Source organism: Abyssibacter sp. (assembly GCF_964229365.1).
Lineage (GTDB): Bacteria > Pseudomonadota > Gammaproteobacteria > Nevskiales > OUC007 > Abyssibacter.
This window is the reverse complement of the sequence record NZ_CAXRDQ010000054.1, coordinates 1-17,715: the sequence shown is the minus strand read 5'-3', so window position 1 is coordinate 17,715 and position 17,715 is coordinate 1. Positions and strand designations below refer to the sequence as shown.

Here is a 17,715-nt window from a genome sequence, read left to right as displayed (position 1 = left end):
AAGGCTTATGAACATGGATGATCTGAACGCCGGCGTTGCCGTCATCACCGGTGGCGGCAGCGGCCTGGGCCGCGAGCTGGCCCTGCAATGTGCCGCCGCCGGCATGCGCCTGGCGCTGGCCGATGTTGATGACACCGGGCTGCAACAAACCCTATCGATGCTGCCCGAGGGCACGGAGGCGATGACCCGCCGCGTAGACGTCTCCAAACCGGAAGCGGTCGAGGCGCTCGCCGCAGACACCTACCAGCGCTACGGCGCTGTCCATCTGCTGTTCAACAACGCTGGTGTGGCGGCATCCGGACCGACCTGGACCACCACAGCGGACGACTGGAATTGGGTGCTGGGCGTGAACCTGATGGGTGTCGTCCATGGCGTGCAAAGCTTCGTGCCACGCATGCTGGAGGGCGGCGAGCCCGGCCGCATCATCAACACCGCCTCGCTGGCCGGGCTGAGCTCGGTTCCGGGCTCCAGCGTCTACTGCGTGAGCAAGCATGGCGTGGTGACCTTGTCCGAATGCCTGCATCACGAACTGAAGACGATGAGGGCGCAGCTCGGCGTATCGGTGCTCTGTCCGGCCTTCTTCAAGACCGGGATCGCGGAATCGGAGCGCAACCGGCCCAGCGAGCTTGCCAACGCGAATCCGCTCGGCGAGGAATACGCCCAGTTTGTCAAAGCGGCGATCGAAGCCGGCCGTCTGTCGGCAACAGATATCGCCCGCATCACTCTGGAAGCCGTCGTCGCGGACCGCTTCTACATTCTCCCGCATGGCGGCGCGGTCAAGCAGGTCGAGACCCGGATGCGCGACATCCTCGAACTGCGTGACCCGACCAACCCGATGCCGGGCGCGGCCTGATCGCCTTCGCCCCCACTCACGCTCAGGAGACCACCTTGAAAGCACTACTTTGCAAACGCCACGGCCCACCTGAAGACCTGGTCATCGAAGACGTTGCCGAGCCGACGCCTGGCGACTGGGACATCGTGATCGAAGTTCACGGTGCAGCGGTGAACTTCCCCGACACGCTGATCATCCAGAACCTCTACCAGTTCAAGCCGGAGCTTCCGTTCTCGCCAGGCGGCGAATGCGCCGGTGTGATCAAGGCCAAGGGGGCCAAGGTGGGCCACCTGAACATCGGCGATCGCGTGCTGGCGTTCACCGGTTGGGGCGGCTTTTCACAATTGGCCGTGGCCGACGCCCGTGCGGCCGTGCCGATGCCGGAGGGGCTGGACTTCGTGACCGCCTCGGCCTTCGTCATGACCTACGCCACCAGCTACCACGCGCTGGCCGACCGCGCTGCCATGCAAGCCGGCGAGACCCTGCTGGTGCTGGGCGCATCCGGCGGAGTCGGTATCGCCGCCATCGAAATCGGCAAGGCCTTGGGCGCAAAGGTGATCGCGGCCGCCTCTACGGCGGAAAAACTCACCGTCTGCAAGGACCACGGGGCCGACGAGCTGATCAACTACAGCGAGGAAGACCTCAAGACACGCGTCAAGGAACTCACGGCTGGCAAGGGTGCCGACGTGATCTACGATCCGGTCGGGGGTGCGTTCTCCGAAGCCGCATTGCGGGCAATCGCCTGGCGCGGCCGTTTTCTGGTCATCGGATTCGCCAACGGCGAGATCCCCAAGATCCCGTTGAATCTCGCCTTGCTCAAGGGCTGCAATATCAACGGTGTGTTCTGGGGTGACTATGCCAAGCGCGAACCGATGAACAACATGAAGGACCTGCGAACGCTGTTCGGCTGGCTGCAGGCCGGCAAGCTCAAGCCCCACATCGCCGGCACCTACTCGCTCACCGATGCGCCCAAAGCCATCCGCGCGCTGATGGACCGCAAGGTGTCGGGCAAGCTGGTCATCACACCGCAGGGGGCCTGAGGTGGCATCGGACCAAAAGGATTTCAGCGGCACGATGCCGGTGCAGGACAAGCATCGCTTTGATGAAGCCGCGCTGGCCGACTACCTCGCCAGTCAGATCGACGACTTCCAAACGCCACTGACCGTGGAGCAGTTCAAGGGCGGCCAGTCCAATCCGACCTACCGCCTGGTCACACCGAACCGTCACTACGTCCTGCGCCGTAAGCCGCCGGGTGATCTGCTGCCGTCGGCGCATGCTGTGGACCGCGAGTACCGCGTGATCACCGCACTCGCCGACACCGATGTACCGGTCGCCCGCAGCTATTGCCTGTGCGAGGACACCAGCGTCATTGGCACGGCCTTCTACGTAATGGACTGCATCGACGGTCGGGTGATGTGGGACCCGACCCTGCCCGGTCACGATCCCGCCGACCGAGCATCGATCTTCGATGCCATGAACGCGACCATCGCCGCGCTGCATACCGTGGACGTGAACGCCGTAGGGCTCAGTGATTACGGCAAGCCCGGCAACTACTTCGAGCGCCAGATCGCCCGCTGGAGCAAGCAGTACCGCGCCTCCGAGACCGAGACCATCGCGGCCATGGACAAGCTGATTGACTGGCTGCCCAAGAACATCCCGCCCGGCGATGAGGTGGCGATCGTCCACGGCGACTACCGGCTCGACAACATCATGTACCACCCGGGCCAACCGAAGATTCTGGCGGTGCTGGACTGGGAACTGTCGACGCTGGGCCACCCGCTCGCGGATTTCGCCTACCACTGCATGACCGGGCATATCCCCCATGGCGTCTTCCGCGGCCTGGGCGGCGTGGAGCTCGCGGATCTGGGCATCCCAGACGAAGCGTCCTACGTTGCCAGCTATTGCCAGCGCACCGGCCGTGACCCGATTGACCCCAGTCACTGGGACTTCTACATCGCCTACAACATGTTCCGGCTGGCCGGGATTCTCCAGGGAATCATGGGCCGGGTGAAAGCCGGCACCGCCTCCAGCAAAAAAGCCGAGGCCATGGGCCGCGGTGCCCGGCCGCTGGCCGAGCTGGGGTGGATGCAGGTCGAAAAAATTCTTGCGCGCTAGGGAAATGCTGATCTATTCCCGCCACCAAGACGGAGCCGGTTTTCCTGCAAGCCAAGACGGAGTGAGTGCGATTTGGTCATTCCAAATAAGCGAACGACACGAATGCGTATGGAACGTATTCGGACGGCCGGAGGCCGGCCCGAAGGGCGAAGCGCATGTACGCGCTTCGCAACGCAGGCTTGCGGGAAAACCGGCCCGTTCCATCCGGATTGCGCCTGAAAACAGGCCATGCGGCGTTGCTCGTCGCTCATTTGGAATGACCACACTTCACTTCTCGCGCCTTTCCTGGCCTGTTTTCAGGCAGCAACTTGGCGGTGGGAATAGATCAGTATTTCCCTAGGGAGCCAACCATGTTCGACTATTCAGACAAGACCAAAGATCTGCTCGCACGCCTCAAGGCTTTCATGGACGAGCACATCTACCCCAACGAGCACCGCTACCACGAGGAAGTGGCCGCCGGTGATGATCGCTGGCAGCCCACCGCCATCGTCGAGGAGATGAAAGCCAAGGCCAAGGCGGCCGGACTATGGAATCTGTTTCTGCCGGACTCCGATTACGGCGCCGGGCTTAGCAACCTGGAATACGCCCCCCTCTGCGAGGAAATGGGCAAGGTGCTGTGGGCGCCGGAGGTGTTCAACTGCAATGCCCCCGACACCGGCAACATGGAGGTCTTCGCCCGTTACGCATCACCGGCGCTGCAGGACCGCTGGCTCAAGCCCCTACTCAATGGCGAAATCCGCTCCTGTTTCGCCATGACCGAACCGGATGTGGCCTCCTCCGATGCCACGAATATCCAGTCGTCAATTGTTCGGGACGGCGACGAGTACGTGATCAACGGCCGCAAATGGTGGACCACGGGCGCGCCCGATCCGCGCTGCAAGGTCATGATTTTCATGGGCAAGTCAGATCCCGACAACGACAATCGGCACAAGCAGCAGTCGATGGTGGTGATCCCCATGGACACCCCCGGAATCACCATGAAGCGCTGGCTGCCCGTGTTCGGCTATGACGATGCCCCGCATGGCCACGCCGAGTTCGTGTTCGAGAACGTGAGGGTGCCGGCCGAGAACCTGCTACTGGGCGAAGGCCGTGGCTTCGAGATTGCCCAGGGCCGCCTCGGACCGGGGCGGATTCACCACTGTATGCGCGCCATCGGCGCCGCGGAACGGGCGCTGGAGAAGATGTGCAAGCGCACGGCCCAGCGCGTGGCCTTCGGCAAACCGATCGCGGCCCAGGGCGTCACCCGCCAGCGGATCGCGGACGCCCGCATCATGATCGATCAGGCCCGGCTGCTCACGCTGAATGCCGCCCACATGATGGACACCGTGGGGAACAAGATCGCCGCCAAAGAGATCGCAATGATCAAGGTCGCGGCGCCCGCCATGGCCTGCCAGGTGCTGGATTGGGCCATTCAGGCCCATGGTGCCGGCGGGGTCAGCGACGACTACGGACTTGCCTACGCTTATGCGCAGCTGCGCACGCTCAAGCTGGCCGATGGGCCGGACGAGGTGCATCGCAATGCCATCGCCAAGATGGAGCTCGCAAAGCACGTCAATATTCAACGATAAACCACTGAACGGAATCAATATGTCTGAATCCAATCGCCAGTATCTTCTCAAATCCCGCCCTACCGGCATGGTGGGGGCGGAACACTTCGAATTCGCCGAGTCGGCCCTGCCACAACCGGGCGAAGGCGAGATGCTTGTCCGCAATCTCTACATCTCGCTGGACCCGGCCATGCGCGGCTGGCTGAACGAGGGCAAATCCTATGTGCCACCGGTGGGCATCGGCGAGGTGATGCGGGCCATCTCCGTGGCACGCGTCGTCACGTCCAATCACTCCGGTTTTTCCGAAGGCGATGTGGTGTCCGGCATTTTCGGCGTGCAGGACTATGCGGTCAGCGACGGTCAGGGCGTGCACAAGATCGACCCGAACCTGGCCCCGTTACCGCGTTATCTCGGCACCTTGGGCATGCCTGGCATGACCGCGTATTTCGGCTTGATGGACATCGGCAAACCGGAGCCCGGTCAGACCGTCGTCGTCTCCGGTGCCACCGGCGCTGTCGGCCAAGTCGTCGGGCAGGTTGCAAAGATCAAGGGTTGTCGTGTCGTGGGCATTGCCGGCGGCCCGGAGAAATGCGACCACGCCACCTCCAAGCTGGGATATGACGCCTGTATCGACTACAAGAATGAAGACGTGAAAAAGGCGCTGGCAGCGCATTGCCCCAAAGGTGTCGATATCTACTTCGACAACGTCGGCGGCGAGATCCTCGACGCCGTACTCACGCGGCTGGCGATGCGCGCACGTATCGTCATCTGCGGGGCCATCTCGCAGTACAACAGCACGGAAGTCCAGGGACCGAAGAACTACATGTCCCTGCTTGTCCATCGTGCCTCAATGACCGGCATGGTGGTGTTCGACTACGTGAAACGTTACGGCGACGCCGCCCAGGACCTTGCAACCTGGATGGCCGAAGGCAAGCTGGCCAGCCAGGAGCACGTTGTTGAAGGCTTGGAAACCTTCCCCGACGCCCTGCTCAAGCTGTTCAGTGGCGAGAACTTCGGCAAACTCGTGTTGAAGGTCGCAGACTAAGTTAGCTAGCTTAGCTAGCTCTAGCTGGCGCCGCGGAGCCTGCCGCGGCGCCAAACCTGAAACTGTTGTTGTTCACGACATCAAACGCCCATGCCTGATAGTTCGTCCACTGCCGTCCACGTCGATCCCACACCCACCGCAACCGATGGCGAGCGCGGCCTGGCGTCATGCGGTGAGGTGCATCTCGCCTATGAGCGAATTGGCGACCGCGAGGACCCGGCGGTGCTGCTGGTCATGGGCCTGGGCTCCCAGCTCGTGTTGTGGCCCGATGCGCTGTGCCAGGCATTGGTCGATGCCGGCTATCAGGTGATTCGCTTCGACAACCGCGATGTCGGGCTGTCGACCAAGCTGGACGGCGTCATGGCGCCAAACATCCCTGCGCTGGTGGTCAAGCAGCGCCTGGGGCTACCGACTACCGTGCCTTACCGGATCAGCACGATGGCCGAAGATGCCGTCGCGCTGATGGACGCCCTGCAGATCGATCAGGCACATGTGATCGGCGCCTCCATGGGCGGCATGATCACGCAGGTCATGGCCGCGATGCAGCCACGGCGGGTGCTGAGCGCCGCGCTGATCATGACCACCACCGGGCATCCACGGGTCAAGCAGCCCAGCTTTAGCTTGCAGCGGCGCCTGGTCCGCAAACGGCCGCGCGCGCTGGACGAAGCAATCACCCAAAGCGTCGCCACCTATCGCCTGATCGGCAGCACCGGCTTCGAACAAACCGACGCGGAAATCCGTGCCAAAGTCGAGCGCCAGATCAACCGCAACGTCTGCCCCGGCGGCACGCTCCGTCAGCTCTCGGCCATTATCGGCTCACCGCACCGGGCGCAGCTCGTGCGTCAGATCAAACAACCCTGCCTGGTCCTGCACGGCAAGGCCGACCCTCTGGTTCCGGTCGAAGCCGCTCACGACCTCAAGGCCAAGATTCCGCATGCACGCCTGGATGTCATCGACGGCTGGGGCCACGATTTTCCCAATGCGCTGGTGCCACGGATCGCGGACACGCTCGTGCGTCATCTCGGTGACGCCAGCCAGCACCTATAAGCTCGCCTCTTACCGACCGGGGTGCCGCTGCTGTAGCGTCGGCCGTCGGTTTTCCGGAGCCCGCGCCAGATGAGCTTGCTGTTCACCGACCTGTACGAACTGACGATGGCCCAGGGCTACTGGGTGCATGGGCGCGCCGAGGAAGAGGCAGTTTTTCACCTCGCCTACCGGGATGCGCCGCCAGAGGCCGCTTGCGTCCTCGCCTGCGGATTGGAGCCCCTGCTCCGTTGGTTGGAAGACTTCGCCCCCACGGCGGACGACCTGTCGTACCTCGCGTCGCTGACCGCACCCGATGGCACCCAACTGTTCCAAGCCGGCTTCCTCGATGCCCTGGCATCCCTGCAATTCACCGCGGATGTCGATGCGGTCCCGGAAGGCACAGCCGTGTTTCCGGGCGGGCCGCTGCTGCGTGTGCAAGGCCCCTTGATGCAGGCGCAGATGATCGAAACAGCGGCGCTGAACCTGCTTGGCTACGCCTCACTCGTCATGACCCAGGCCGCGCAGGTCTGCGCTGCAGCGCAAGGCGATCCGGTGCTGGAATTCGGCCTGCGCCGCGCGCAAGGGCCGGACGGCGGCCACACCGCATCACGGGCCGCTTACCTGGGCGGTTGCACGGCCACATCGAATCTTGTGGCCGCGCAGCGCTGGAATATTCCTGTGCGCGGCACCCATGCGCATTCCTGGGTGATGAGCTTTGACGACGAACAGGACGCCTTCGCGGCTTATCTGGCCAGCGCGCCAAACAACAGTATTCTGCTGGTCGATACCTACGACGTGGCGACCGGGCTGGATCGCGCCATCGCGGCCGGTCAGCAGCTGACGGCTCGGGGTGGTGAGTTCTCAGGCGTACGTCTGGACTCCGGCGATCTTGGCCATTGGGCGCGCGTGGCGCGGCAAAAACTCGACGCCGCCGGTTTCGCCGCCACCCGCATAGTCGCCAGCGGCGGCATCAACGCCCGTGAAGTCCGATCCCTCAAGCGGGACGGCGCACCCATCGACATCTGGGGTGTCGGCACCTGGCTGGTCACCGGCGGCGAAACCGCGGCGCTCGACACCACCTACAAGCTCGGCGCGATCCGCCGTAGCGCCCGTGATCCATGGTCCCCGCGAATGAAGCGCTCTGCTTCTCCCCGCAAGCGATCCCTGCCCGGCCTGCCGCAGATCCTGCGCACCACACGCGATGGGGCCGCGGTGGGTGATGTGGTTTATTCCATCGACGACCCGACGCCCGAGGCACCTCGCGACCATGAGGCCGAGCCCTTGCTTGTGCCGCAGATGCGTGGCGGCCGGCGGGTGGCGACCGCGCCTGGCACCGAACAGATCCGGCAGCACGCCGCCCGGCAGGCTCCGTTGCTGCAGACAGCCGAGTATCCCGTGTCGCATGACCCGGCATTGCGCGAGACGATCAGTCGTCTCTGCGCGGCGGCCGAACCCTGAAGCACGATTGACACGCATGTGAGGATGGTCTGGTCCCGCTATTCGAGGATTCCCTGATGCATACCGCATTGCTGCTCATCGATATCCAGAACGACTTCATGCCCACTGGCTCCTTGCCGGTGGCCGGCGGCGATCAGATCGTGCCCGTCGCCAATCGACTGGCGCAGCGCTTTGACGTTGTGGTCGCAAGCCAGGACTGGCACCCCGCAGGCCACAGCAGCTTCGCGAGCAGTCACCCTGACCGCCAAGCCTTCGATGTGACGACGGTCGATGGCCTGGAACAGCGGCTGTGGCCGGATCACTGTGTGCAGGGCAGCCTTGGCGCTGCGTTTCATGCGGCGCTGGACCTGCAGCCGGTCACGCATGTGATCCGCAAGGGCATGGATGCGCGTATCGACAGCTACAGCGCATTCTTTGACAACGGCCATCGGCGTAGCACCGGGCTGGACGGTTTGCTCCGCGCATTGGACATCGACAGCGTGGTGATTTGCGGGCTGGCCTTGGATGTCTGCGTGCAATTCACCGCGTTGGATGCCGCACAAGCAGGCTTCGCCACCGTGGTGCTGACCGACGCCTGCCGGGGCGTCGATGCCCAGCCCGGCGACATCGACCGTGCATTGACCACGCTGCAATCAGCGGGCGTGCAACTCAGCACCAGTGACGCACTTCTCTGACCACCCACCTCGCATTCCGCGGCGCGAGCGCCTAACCTGATCCCACACCCAAACCCAAAGCGGTTGCACGGCCGGCTGGGGGTCAAGTCCATCGCGGCTTCGACTAGGGGGGAATAGCGGGACATCGCTGGTCAGGCATTCGCGCGGATACGCATGAATGACCACGCAGGCACTGTCGCCCACCAACTGATCGCCGCCCATCTGATCGACGGCGACATGGTCGCGGGCGAGGAGATCGCGCTTCGAATCGATCAGACCCTGACGCAGGACGCGACCGGAACGCTGGTGATGTTGGAGCTCGAGGCCATGCAGCTCGACCGCGTGCAAACCGAGCTGTCGGCACAGTACGTCGATCACAACCTGCTGCAGGAAGACTTCCGAAACCCTGACGACCACCGCTTTCTCAAGAGCGCCTGCAACCGCTTCGGAGTCTGGTATAGCCGCGCCGGGAACGGGGTCAGCCACCCCACTCACATGCAGCGTTTCGGCAAACCCGGCAAGACCCTGCTGGGCTCGGACAGCCATAGCTGCGCTGCCGGCTCGCTGGGCATGCTGGCGATCGGGGCCGGCGGGCTGGAAGTGGCCATGGCCATGGCGGGCGAGCCCTTTTATCTGACCATGCCCGAGATCTGGGGCATCGAACTCACTGGCGAACTGCCCGACTGGGTGAGCGCAAAGGACATCATCCTGGAGTTGCTGCGGCGCCATGGCGTGGACGGGGGTATCGGCCGGATTCTTGAATACCACGGGCCTGGTCTCAACCAGTTGTCGGCGATGGACCGGCATGTCATCGCCAACATGGGCGCGGAACTCGGTGCGACGACCAGCGTATTTCCGGCCGATGAGCAGGTCGAACGCTTTCTCCGCAGCGAGCAGCGCGGCGACGACTTCACCCCGCTCGTCGCCAAGCCGGACGCCAACTACGACCGGACTGATTGCATTGATCTCGCCACGCTGGTGCCGCTCATCGCCCGCCCGTCCAGTCCTGGCGATGTCGTCCCGGTGTCAGAGGTGGCCGGCGAGCCAATTCAGCAGGCGTACATCGGCTCATCGGCCAATCCGGGGTATCGCGATTTTGCGATTGCAGCGGAGATCGTGCGCGATGGCCGAGTCCACGATGATGTCTCCTTCGACATCAATCCCACCTCACGCAGCCTGCTGGAAACCCTGATGCGCGATGGTTACATCGCCCCGCTCATTCATGCCGGGGGTCGCCTGCATCAGGCAGGCTGCAACGGGTGTATCGGCATGGGTCAGGCCCCTGCGTCCGAATCCAACAGCCTGCGCACCACCCCGCGCAATTTCCCTGGCCGCTCCGGCACCCAGGACGATCGGGTATGGCTTTGCAGCCCGGAAACCGCCGCAGCCAGCGCTTTGGCGGGGACCATCACCGACCCCCGCTCGCTGGATCGCCAGGCGCCTCGCATCCCTGAACCGGACGATCCCATCATCAATGCCCACAACCTCATCGCGCCGTTGCCGGAATCGATCGCCCGATCGACCGATCTGGACAAGGGGCCGAATATCCAGTCGCTTCCTGACCTCGCGCCACTCGACGATGAGCTTCGCCTTCCGGTCGGCCTATGCGTCGGCGACGACGTCTCCACGGACGAGATCATGCCGGCGGGCGCTCGCGTACTCCCGTACCGGAGCAACATCCCCCGTATCGCCGAGTTCGTCTACGAAGCCGTGGACCCGGATTACGTCTCCCGCGCCAAGAAACTGGGGGACCACATCATCGTGGGTGGCCGCAACTACGGTCAGGGCTCCAGCCGGGAGCATGCCGCGCTAGCACCGCGTCACCTGGGGCTGCGACTGGTCATCGCCAGGAGCTTCGCCCGCATTCACTGGCAAAACCTGGTGAACTTCGGCGTGCTCCCGCTCACGTTTGAAGACCCTGGCGATGCTGACAAGCTCAAGGCCGGCGACATCGTCGTCTTGACGGCTCTGCACGCACAGCTACGTGAAGGTGGTCCTGTGAGCGCCACGCTGGTCGGCGACGACCACCGGCTGGGTCTGCGGCACCAGCTGTCACACCGGCAAATCGACGTGCTGATCACCGGCGGGTTGATCCCCTGGCAACGCCAACAGCATCCACATTGACACTGGCCGACAACAGCCCTGCCCTGTTGCTATCCGGCGACAGCGTTTATCGGGTCGTAATGGCGGTTTTACCGCCAGTGCCCGAACCCAGGCCCAAACGCCTGTCTGCAATCAGCGACAGGGATGAGTCGTAAGTTTCTGAATTTTCGCTGTATTTTTCTGGCACAGCGCTTGCTCAATAGACAGGGCAAACACAGTTTCAGGCCGCGTTCTGGACATGGAGCTGGAACGCGAGCCGCCGGGCAAGGATGCCCGGTCCGGTGCAGCGACTTCGGTCGCGTCGCCACTCGGAAACTGACCCCGCTCCGGCAGGGTGAGTTCCCGAAACAACCCGAGGCCATGGATGGCCTTTTTATTCCAACGAGCCGACCAAACGGTCGACTCCAACAGGTAGATCGCCATGGAAGAACAAGCTGCGCTTCATCGGTACCTGCCCCGGCTGTTTCTGGGCACCGCCTTGATGTTGCCGATGCTGGCATTTGCCGGCGCGCTGTCGGCGAGCCTGATGGGCGCCAGCGGCTCCGGCGATACCATGCAGTCACCACTGCACGTGGCAAACCTTCAGGAGAACCCGCGCCGCGCCTTTGAGACGCTGGACGCGAATCGAGACGGCTACCTGACTGGCGATGAAACCGCCGCCAGCCGAACCGTTCATCTGCATTTCGGTGTGCTCGATACCGACCGCGATCGCCGCGTCAGTATCGTTGAGTTCCACCGACTACCCGGCATGCTGGAAGACGTTTACGCCGAGTAGAGATCGGATCCCTCCCCGAGCCCCCCAAGGGACTTTGACCGCCGCTACGCCGGCGGTCTTTTTATGCCAAGCGGCCTGAGCCGAAACGCCACGCTAGCCAGTTGCAAGACCGGCCCAGACAGCGGCGAGCGCCGTCAGCACCGACACGGCGACGGCGGCGCGACCTGCCGCGGTGCCGACTCTACGCGCAAGCAGCAAAAAGCTCAGACCCGCCCCCACGAGCAGGCCGGCGGCAGCGGCAAAATCTCCGATATTCCAGACCACCTCATCGGTGAACTGCATGGCGATGGCCGGCACGCTCAGAATCAGCATGGTCGCGATGCCCACGCCAACGGCCGACTTGCCGAGCGGTTGACCAGGATGGGCCGTCATGTGCCGTCTCCACCGTCGCCAAGCGCCTCTTCGCGCGCCATCGACAACGGTGTGACCCCAGCCAGTGTCAGGGTGTCCAGCGCCGAGACGACGGTCTGTAGAGAAACCGACTGCGATGGCGCCACCACCACCGGACCACGCTGGCCGTCTAGCCGCGCCATCACGGCATCAAGCAGACGCTCGCCCTCGTAGAGCGGCACGCCTGCCGAATCACGCAGCACGCCGTCCGATCCCAGCGACAGCGTCAACGTTGGTCGGTTGCCGGTATCCGATGCGAGATCGCTGCCCGACATCAGATTGATCGCGCCCCATTCGACGTAACTGGACGCCAGCATGAAGAACACCAGCAGAATGAACACCACGTCGATCAAGGGCGTCAGGCTGATGCGAACGGGTTCCCGCTGCTCGCCGCCAAAGGCGGGAAGCTCGTGACCAGCAGTCGGGAACTCGAATGACGCCATGAATCAGAGATCGAACGCGTAGAAGGCCGAGATCGAAAAATACTTCACATCGTTCTGAAATTCGAGATATTCCAGCTGCACCATGTTGTGCGTGGCCTTGCTCCAGCGGTAGCCACCCTGTAGCGAATAGACGAAACCGTCGCTGTCCTCGTCCAGTTCGTCGATGTTGGTCGTCATGCCGCCGAACCCGAGGCGGGTGCCGACATAGAAGCTGCCGGGCGTGCGGAATGCCGTGTAGAGGCCGTAGGTGATGGCCTGGAAGTTGTCATTGGAGGCTGTGGCGCCGGGCTGCTCACAACCGAACGGGTTCTGCAACGCAGGACAGTCGTTTCCGCCGGCGGGAATGCTCTGCCCACCGTCGTTTTCACCACCAAACAGCGTGAATCCAAGGTCGAGCTCAAAGCCTACCCAGGATACCCCTGGAATCCGGATGCCAATCGATTGCGCCAACCCGAATGCCGCGTCGAGATTATCCAGGCCCGGATCAACGGACATGAAGGAGGTGCCGCTGTAGAACGGACGATCATCGCGCCCGATACGGTCGTCAGCGTCTTGCGCGTGTGCCATATTGGCGAAACAACCGAGCAGGCCGATGAGAGCCGCGCGGCAGATCGAGTGCATCTGCACCCGGCGTACTGGTCGAAGAGTCATTTACATCCCCAATTTGCTGGTCGAACTAGAATTCATCTATTCGGTCCAATGCCAAGAACCGACGCAACGATGTCGAATATGATCAAACAAACCGCTGGCCTCATTATCGTAACGCTTGCGCTGGGCGCTTGCGCGCTGCAGCCCACGCCGTACAAGCCCAAGGACGACAGCCGCTACGGCTATTCAGAGCAACGTCTTGAGGCCGATCGCTACCGTGTTCGATTTGCCGGCAACGACGTGACCGAGCGCGACACGGTACAGAACTACCTGCTGTTCCGCGCCGCCGAACTCACCCTGGAGAACGGCTTCACTCATTTCCGCATGCTCGACGAACAGGTGGACGAGATCGAGGACGACAAATCCGTCGTGGTCTCCGGCGGGCACGGCATTTACAGCTACCCGCTGATTTTCGGCACCCGTATCAGCACGATCAAGGGCAGCAGCCGCTTCGAGGCCGGCGCTCAGTTCAAGATGCTGAAGTCTCGGCCGGAGAAAGACGACGCCTATGTGTTCGATGCCAATGAGATCAAACGCAACATTGGCCCCACGGTGGTGTTACCGAACGACGGCAAGGGCGTGAACGCCGACGACACCGTGAGCGAGCCCGTCAGCCCGACCGCCTAACCCAGGCGCTGATCAATCGCCGACAGCGCCACCGCCGCCGGGGCGGCGATCCTGATATCTACCCAGCGGGATACCTCTGTGCGCCCCGGATTGATTTCCACGCTCCGCCCGCCCCATTGGCGACACCACTGCACGGGCGCGGCGATGTACGGAAAGACGCTGGTCGTGCCGACCGACAACACCACATCCGGTGTCGAGGCCATCACGCGATCGTACTGATCCAGGGCCGCGTCCGGCAGCATCTCGCCAAACAGCACCACATCGGGCCGGACCACGGCTTCGCAAGCAGGACACCGTGGCACGCCATGATCCAACGCCGCATAATCGGCCACGGAGCTGCGCCACTCGCAGGTGGTGCAGAGCAACCGGCGATAGTTGCCGTGCATTTCGATCACGGTGTTCGAGCCAGCCGAACCATGAAAGCCGTCGATATTCTGCGTCAGCACGGTGATGTCGAACCGCTCGCACCAACCCGCCAGCACCCGATGACCGGCGTTGGGCGCTGCCCCGCGGCAGGCCGATTCGATCTGTCGCAAATGTTTCCAGGTCACGGCCGGATCGGTGCGAAACCGATCACCTGACAGGGCCACTTCGATCGACACGCCATCTTCAGCCTCGCTGTCCTCGTACAGCCCGCCGACACCGCGGTACGTGGGCAGGCCGGAATCGGCTGACAGCCCCGCCCCGGTAATCGCCAGCACACGCCTCGCTTGCCGCAGCGCTGTGGCGGCTGCATCCACGGATGCCTGGATGTCGTCCGGCAGGGATTTCATGGCGCTCATGTTACATTTCCTGCCGCCCTGGGTCGGGCGCTCGCTGCCCGCCCCCATGCCCTACTTCGACGGAAACGACTTTCGACATGCCACGCAAATCGGCTGCTGATCAGGCCGCCACGCTGGACACGATCCGCACCGAGGCCTTTCAGCTATTCGGTGTCTATGGATACGACGGTGTGTCCATTGGCGACATCGCCAAGGCAGCGGGCTTGTCCAAGGGCGCGATGTACTGGCATTTCCAGGGCAAGGACGCGCTCTACATCGATTGCCTGCAACGCCTGCATGGCTACTTCGATCAGCATGTTTTCGATCCCGTAAAGGCCGAACCGGACCCGATCCAACAGATGATGCTGTTCTTTCATGGCATCGCGAATCTGGTGCAGGACGAGGCCCTGAAACACGGGGTCGCCGGCTACTGGCTACGCAGCAGCCGCTCGGACCTTGGCGAGATCGACACCGTGCATCGCGGATTCGAGGAACGGACCGCGGGCATTCTCGAAGAGATGCTGCGCAGGGCGGTGGAGCAGCAGGTGCTGGATCTGGCCGACGACCTGGTGGATATGGCCCGTGCGATGATTTCGGTCATGGAAGCCATTGTGCTGCCCATGCGCGCCCACACCACGAGCGAGGTTTACCAAACGCTCGGCGTGCTGGCGCGAACGATGATGCGCGCCTATACCAAGCAGCCCGTGCTGGTCGAGCTGTTCCGGAAGATTTAAGCGTTTCCCTTAGCGCTTCCGGCCCAATAACGCGCCAAGCCCTTCTTCCAGCAGGTCCGCTCCGCTGCGCGCCATCGCCCGGACCGACTCTTCGACGTGTTCGCCGCGGGCAGCGGTGAGCAGGGCATCCTTGAATCCGGCGGTCACCTGCTGGCGAAACTTCGGCAGCAGTTCCTCGCCTGCCGACAGTACGCCGGCGCGCACCCGCGCCTCCAGCTCGTCGGCCAATACCTCCGCACGACGTTGCAAGCGCGGCTTGAGAACCAGTTCGTAGGCCAGCCACATCACGATCAAAGTGGTGGTCGCGCTGATCAACCCCGTGACGGCGATGGCTGTCCAGTTCACGGCGCGACTCCGGCTTCGCGGTAGTCCGGGGCAATCAGGCTGCTGCGGTAGTAACGCAACTCGTTGATGGAATCGCGGATATCGGCCAACGCGAGATGCTCCGATTCCTTGGTGAACCCACCAGCAATATCGGGGGCCCAGCGACGCGCGAGTTCCTTGAGCGTGCTGACATCCAGATTGCGGTAGTGAAAGTACGCCGCCAGCGCCGGCATGCCTCGAACCAGAAAACGGCGATCCTGGCAGATGCTATTGCCACACATCGGCGATGCACCGGACGGCACCCAACGCGCCAGAAACTCCAGCGTCGCGGACTCGGCCACCTCGATCGACACGCTATCGCTGCGAATCCGATCCACCAGCCCCGAAGCGTTGTGCTGCCGCGTGCACCAATCGTCCATCTTGTCGAGTTCGGCCTCGGGCTGGCTAATCGCCAGAGAAGGTCCTTCCTCGAGGATGTTCAACTGGGCGTCGGTGACGATGGTGGCGATCTCGATGATCACATGGGTGTCAGGATCCAACCCGGTCATTTCCAGGTCGATCCAGATCAGGTTGTCAGGATGAATGCTCATGCTGTGAGTCTATGGAAACACCTTCGAGTTCGCGAGGCTTGCCGCACTGGACGTGAGACCGGCACGTTCTGTACGGTCGCCTCCCCTTTCAAGTTCCGTGGAGATCACCTATGACATCGGATTTAGCACAGAAACGTTGCGTGCCTTGCGAGGGGGACACGCCCGCCATGGACTCAGACACCGTCAAGGCGCACCTGGAACAGGTGAGCGAGCGCTGGGAAGTGGTCAAAGATGGCCAGGCGATCCGGGCCGAATTCCGGTTCAAGGGTTACGCCAAGACCACCGGCTTCATCAACGCCGTTGCGTGGATCGCGATGAATGAAAACCACCACCCGGACATCAGCTTCGGCTACAACACGGCGACCGTGCTGTGGGCCACCCACGCCGCGGATGGCCTGACAGAAAACGATTTCATCTGCGCCGCCAAGGTCGACGCACTGGTCGACGGCTAGGCTACGGATCGTCCTCGCCGGACCGCGCCGTCAGAGGACGTGGCGGCCCCGAAACGCATGCGATAGCGTCCCGGCGTCCACATACTCCAGCTCACCACCCATGGGAACGCCCTGGGCAATGCGGCTCACCGACACGCCGGCGGCACGGGCCAGCTCGCCCACATAGTGGGCCGTGGCCTCGCCTTCTACCGTTGACCCGGTAGCGATGATCACTTCCTTGAGTTCCGGCTCGGCCAGCCGTTCGGCCAATCGAGGCAGCCCGATTTCATCGGGCCCGACACCGTCCAGTGGCGATAGACGCCCGTGCAGCACGAAGTACAGGCCGCTGTAGTCTGCGCCCTGCTCCACCGCGACCAAATCAGCCGGCGACTCGACAATGCACATGCTGGACCGGTCCCGACGCGCCGACACGCAGACCGGGCAGCGTTCAGCCTCGCTGAACATACGGCAATCCACGCAACGCCGAAGACCCTCCAATGCGGTGCCCAATGCCTCGGCGAGCCGCTTGGCGGCCGGGCGGTCGTGCTCCAGCAGGTGGAACGCCATGCGTTGCGCCGATTTTGGACCAACGCCGGGCAGCGCGCGCAGCGCATCAATCAGCGCCTGCAGGCGCGCGGGATAAATCACGATGGATTACGCCGGAGCGATCAGAACGGCAGATTCATGCCGGGCGGCAGGTTCAGGCCGGAGGTCAGATCGGACATGACCTCCTTGTTCTGCTCCTCGACCCGGGCGACAGCGTCGTTGACCGCAGCGGCGACCAGGTCCTCCAGAAACTCCTTGTCCTCTTCCAGCACGGACGGGTCGATGGTCACGCGCTTGACCTCGTGGCGGCCATTCATCACCACCTTGATCATGCCGGCGCCGGATTGACCTTCGGTTTCCTTCTCAGCCAGCTCCTGCTGCTTTTGCTGCATCTTCGACTGCATCTCCTGCGCCTGACGCATGAGATTGCCGAGTGCTCCTTTCATCTGAGACATCGTGTTGAATCTGCTTAATGGATGGAATCGTTGGATTGTGGCACAGGCGGTTGGTGCAGTAGGGACACTCTGATCTATTCCCGCCGCCAAGTTGCCGCCTGAAAACAGGCCAGGCAAGGCGCGAGAAGTGAAGTTTGGTCATTCCAAATAAGCGACGAGCAACGCTGCATGGCCTGTTTTAAGGCGCAATCCGTATGGAACGGGCCGGTGTT

The 17,715-nt window shown here is 63.1% G+C and carries 21 protein-coding genes; 13 read left to right on the top strand and 8 right to left on the bottom strand.

The genetic code is table 11. From position 1 onward, the window contains the following. Positions 1 to 13 precede the first annotated feature (13 nt). The 10 genes from ACE1EY_RS08930 (at position 14) to ACE1EY_RS08885 (ending at position 11,554) form a co-directional block, all read left to right on the top strand. A complete protein-coding gene (locus ACE1EY_RS08930) occupies positions 14 to 853 on the top strand; it encodes an SDR family NAD(P)-dependent oxidoreductase (protein WP_291513983.1) in 840 nt (279 codons plus the stop codon). Positions 854 to 888: 35 nt separating this feature from the next. After that, positions 889 to 1,872, top strand: coding sequence for an NADPH:quinone oxidoreductase family protein (locus ACE1EY_RS08925; protein ID WP_291513982.1), 984 nt, complete (start codon positions 889 to 891; stop codon positions 1,870 to 1,872). Between the two features lies 1 nt (position 1,873). Further along, entirely contained in the window at positions 1,874 to 2,947 is a 1,074-nt protein-coding gene (locus ACE1EY_RS08920) for a phosphotransferase (protein ID WP_370299985.1), read from the top strand. Positions 2,948 to 3,297: 350 nt separating this feature from the next. Beyond that, entirely contained in the window at positions 3,298 to 4,515 is a 1,218-nt protein-coding gene (locus tag ACE1EY_RS08915; protein WP_291513980.1) for an acyl-CoA dehydrogenase family protein, read from the top strand. 19 nt (positions 4,516 to 4,534) lie between these two features. Then, entirely contained in the window at positions 4,535 to 5,539 is a 1,005-nt protein-coding gene (locus ACE1EY_RS08910; protein WP_291513979.1) for an NADP-dependent oxidoreductase, read from the top strand. Between the two features lie 90 nt (positions 5,540 to 5,629). Then, entirely contained in the window at positions 5,630 to 6,586 is a 957-nt protein-coding gene (locus ACE1EY_RS08905) for an alpha/beta fold hydrolase (protein WP_370299984.1), read from the top strand. A 69-nt stretch (positions 6,587 to 6,655) separates the two neighbouring features. Further along, positions 6,656 to 8,023: a nicotinate phosphoribosyltransferase gene (gene pncB / locus ACE1EY_RS08900; RefSeq protein WP_370299983.1), complete on the top strand. Its 1,368-nt coding sequence runs from the start codon at positions 6,656 to 6,658 to the stop codon at positions 8,021 to 8,023. Positions 8,024 to 8,079: 56 nt separating this feature from the next. After that, on the top strand, positions 8,080 to 8,697 hold the full coding sequence (gene pncA / locus ACE1EY_RS08895) for a bifunctional nicotinamidase/pyrazinamidase (protein ID WP_291513976.1): 618 nt from the start codon (positions 8,080 to 8,082) through the stop codon (positions 8,695 to 8,697). A gap of 153 nt (positions 8,698 to 8,850) precedes the next feature. Then, a complete protein-coding gene (locus ACE1EY_RS08890; protein WP_370299982.1) occupies positions 8,851 to 10,800 on the top strand; it encodes an aconitate hydratase in 1,950 nt (649 codons plus the stop codon). Between the two features lie 400 nt (positions 10,801 to 11,200). Continuing rightward, on the top strand, positions 11,201 to 11,554 hold the full coding sequence (locus ACE1EY_RS08885) for an EF-hand domain-containing protein (protein WP_370299981.1): 354 nt from the start codon (positions 11,201 to 11,203) through the stop codon (positions 11,552 to 11,554). Between the two features lie 93 nt (positions 11,555 to 11,647). On the opposite strand, the gene ACE1EY_RS08880 is transcribed toward ACE1EY_RS08885, so the two are convergent. From ACE1EY_RS08880 to ACE1EY_RS08870, 3 genes are read right to left on the bottom strand one after another with little or no spacing between them, the layout of a single operon-like run. Further along, on the bottom strand, positions 11,648 to 11,926 hold the full coding sequence (locus ACE1EY_RS08880) for a hypothetical protein (RefSeq protein WP_370299980.1): 279 nt from the start codon (positions 11,924 to 11,926) through the stop codon (positions 11,648 to 11,650). Beyond that, entirely contained in the window at positions 11,923 to 12,387 is a 465-nt protein-coding gene (locus ACE1EY_RS08875; protein WP_291513972.1) for a biopolymer transporter ExbD, read from the bottom strand. Before ACE1EY_RS08875 ends, ACE1EY_RS08880 begins: the two co-directional genes overlap by 4 nt. Before the next feature lie 3 nt (positions 12,388 to 12,390). Then, entirely contained in the window at positions 12,391 to 13,038 is a 648-nt protein-coding gene (locus ACE1EY_RS08870) for an outer membrane beta-barrel protein (protein WP_291513971.1), read from the bottom strand. Between the two features lie 78 nt (positions 13,039 to 13,116). Here ACE1EY_RS08870 and ACE1EY_RS08865 point away from each other — a divergent pair, with 78 nt between their 5' ends. Beyond that, entirely contained in the window at positions 13,117 to 13,662 is a 546-nt protein-coding gene (locus ACE1EY_RS08865; RefSeq protein WP_291513970.1) for a hypothetical protein, read from the top strand. Here ACE1EY_RS08865 and ACE1EY_RS08860 read toward each other — a convergent pair. Beyond that, positions 13,659 to 14,444, bottom strand: a complete 786-nt coding sequence (locus tag ACE1EY_RS08860) for an NAD-dependent deacetylase (RefSeq protein ID WP_370299979.1) — start codon at positions 14,442 to 14,444, stop codon at positions 13,659 to 13,661. The two genes, ACE1EY_RS08865 and ACE1EY_RS08860, sit on opposite strands and share 4 nt — an antisense overlap. 77 nt (positions 14,445 to 14,521) lie before the next feature. Here ACE1EY_RS08860 and ACE1EY_RS08855 point away from each other — a divergent pair, with 77 nt between their 5' ends. After that, positions 14,522 to 15,157 (top strand): TetR/AcrR family transcriptional regulator, encoded by a 636-nt coding sequence (locus ACE1EY_RS08855; protein ID WP_291513968.1) that lies wholly within the window; start codon positions 14,522 to 14,524, stop codon positions 15,155 to 15,157. A 9-nt stretch (positions 15,158 to 15,166) separates the two neighbouring features. On the opposite strand, the gene ACE1EY_RS08850 is transcribed toward ACE1EY_RS08855, so the two are convergent. After that, complete coding sequence (locus tag ACE1EY_RS08850; protein ID WP_291513967.1) at positions 15,167 to 15,502, bottom strand: hypothetical protein; 336 nt, start codon at positions 15,500 to 15,502, stop codon at positions 15,167 to 15,169. Continuing rightward, positions 15,499 to 16,071 (bottom strand): oligoribonuclease, encoded by a 573-nt coding sequence (orn, locus tag ACE1EY_RS08845; RefSeq protein WP_370299978.1) that lies wholly within the window; start codon positions 16,069 to 16,071, stop codon positions 15,499 to 15,501. The genes ACE1EY_RS08850 and orn overlap by 4 nt, the downstream gene beginning before the upstream one ends. 167 nt (positions 16,072 to 16,238) lie before the next feature. Between orn and ACE1EY_RS08840 the strand changes: the two genes are divergently transcribed. Then, complete coding sequence (locus ACE1EY_RS08840; protein ID WP_370299977.1) at positions 16,239 to 16,523, top strand: 4a-hydroxytetrahydrobiopterin dehydratase; 285 nt, start codon at positions 16,239 to 16,241, stop codon at positions 16,521 to 16,523. Between the two features lie 30 nt (positions 16,524 to 16,553). Here the strand turns inward: ACE1EY_RS08840 and recR are convergent, their stop codons facing one another. Both recR and ACE1EY_RS08830 read right to left on the bottom strand, forming a co-directional pair. Beyond that, positions 16,554 to 17,153: a recombination mediator RecR gene (gene recR / locus ACE1EY_RS08835; protein WP_370300035.1), complete on the bottom strand. Its 600-nt coding sequence runs from the start codon at positions 17,151 to 17,153 to the stop codon at positions 16,554 to 16,556. Between the two features lie 17 nt (positions 17,154 to 17,170). Continuing rightward, positions 17,171 to 17,494, bottom strand: a complete 324-nt coding sequence (locus tag ACE1EY_RS08830) for a YbaB/EbfC family nucleoid-associated protein (protein WP_370300034.1) — start codon at positions 17,492 to 17,494, stop codon at positions 17,171 to 17,173. Between the last annotated feature and the right edge of the window lie 221 nt (positions 17,495 to 17,715).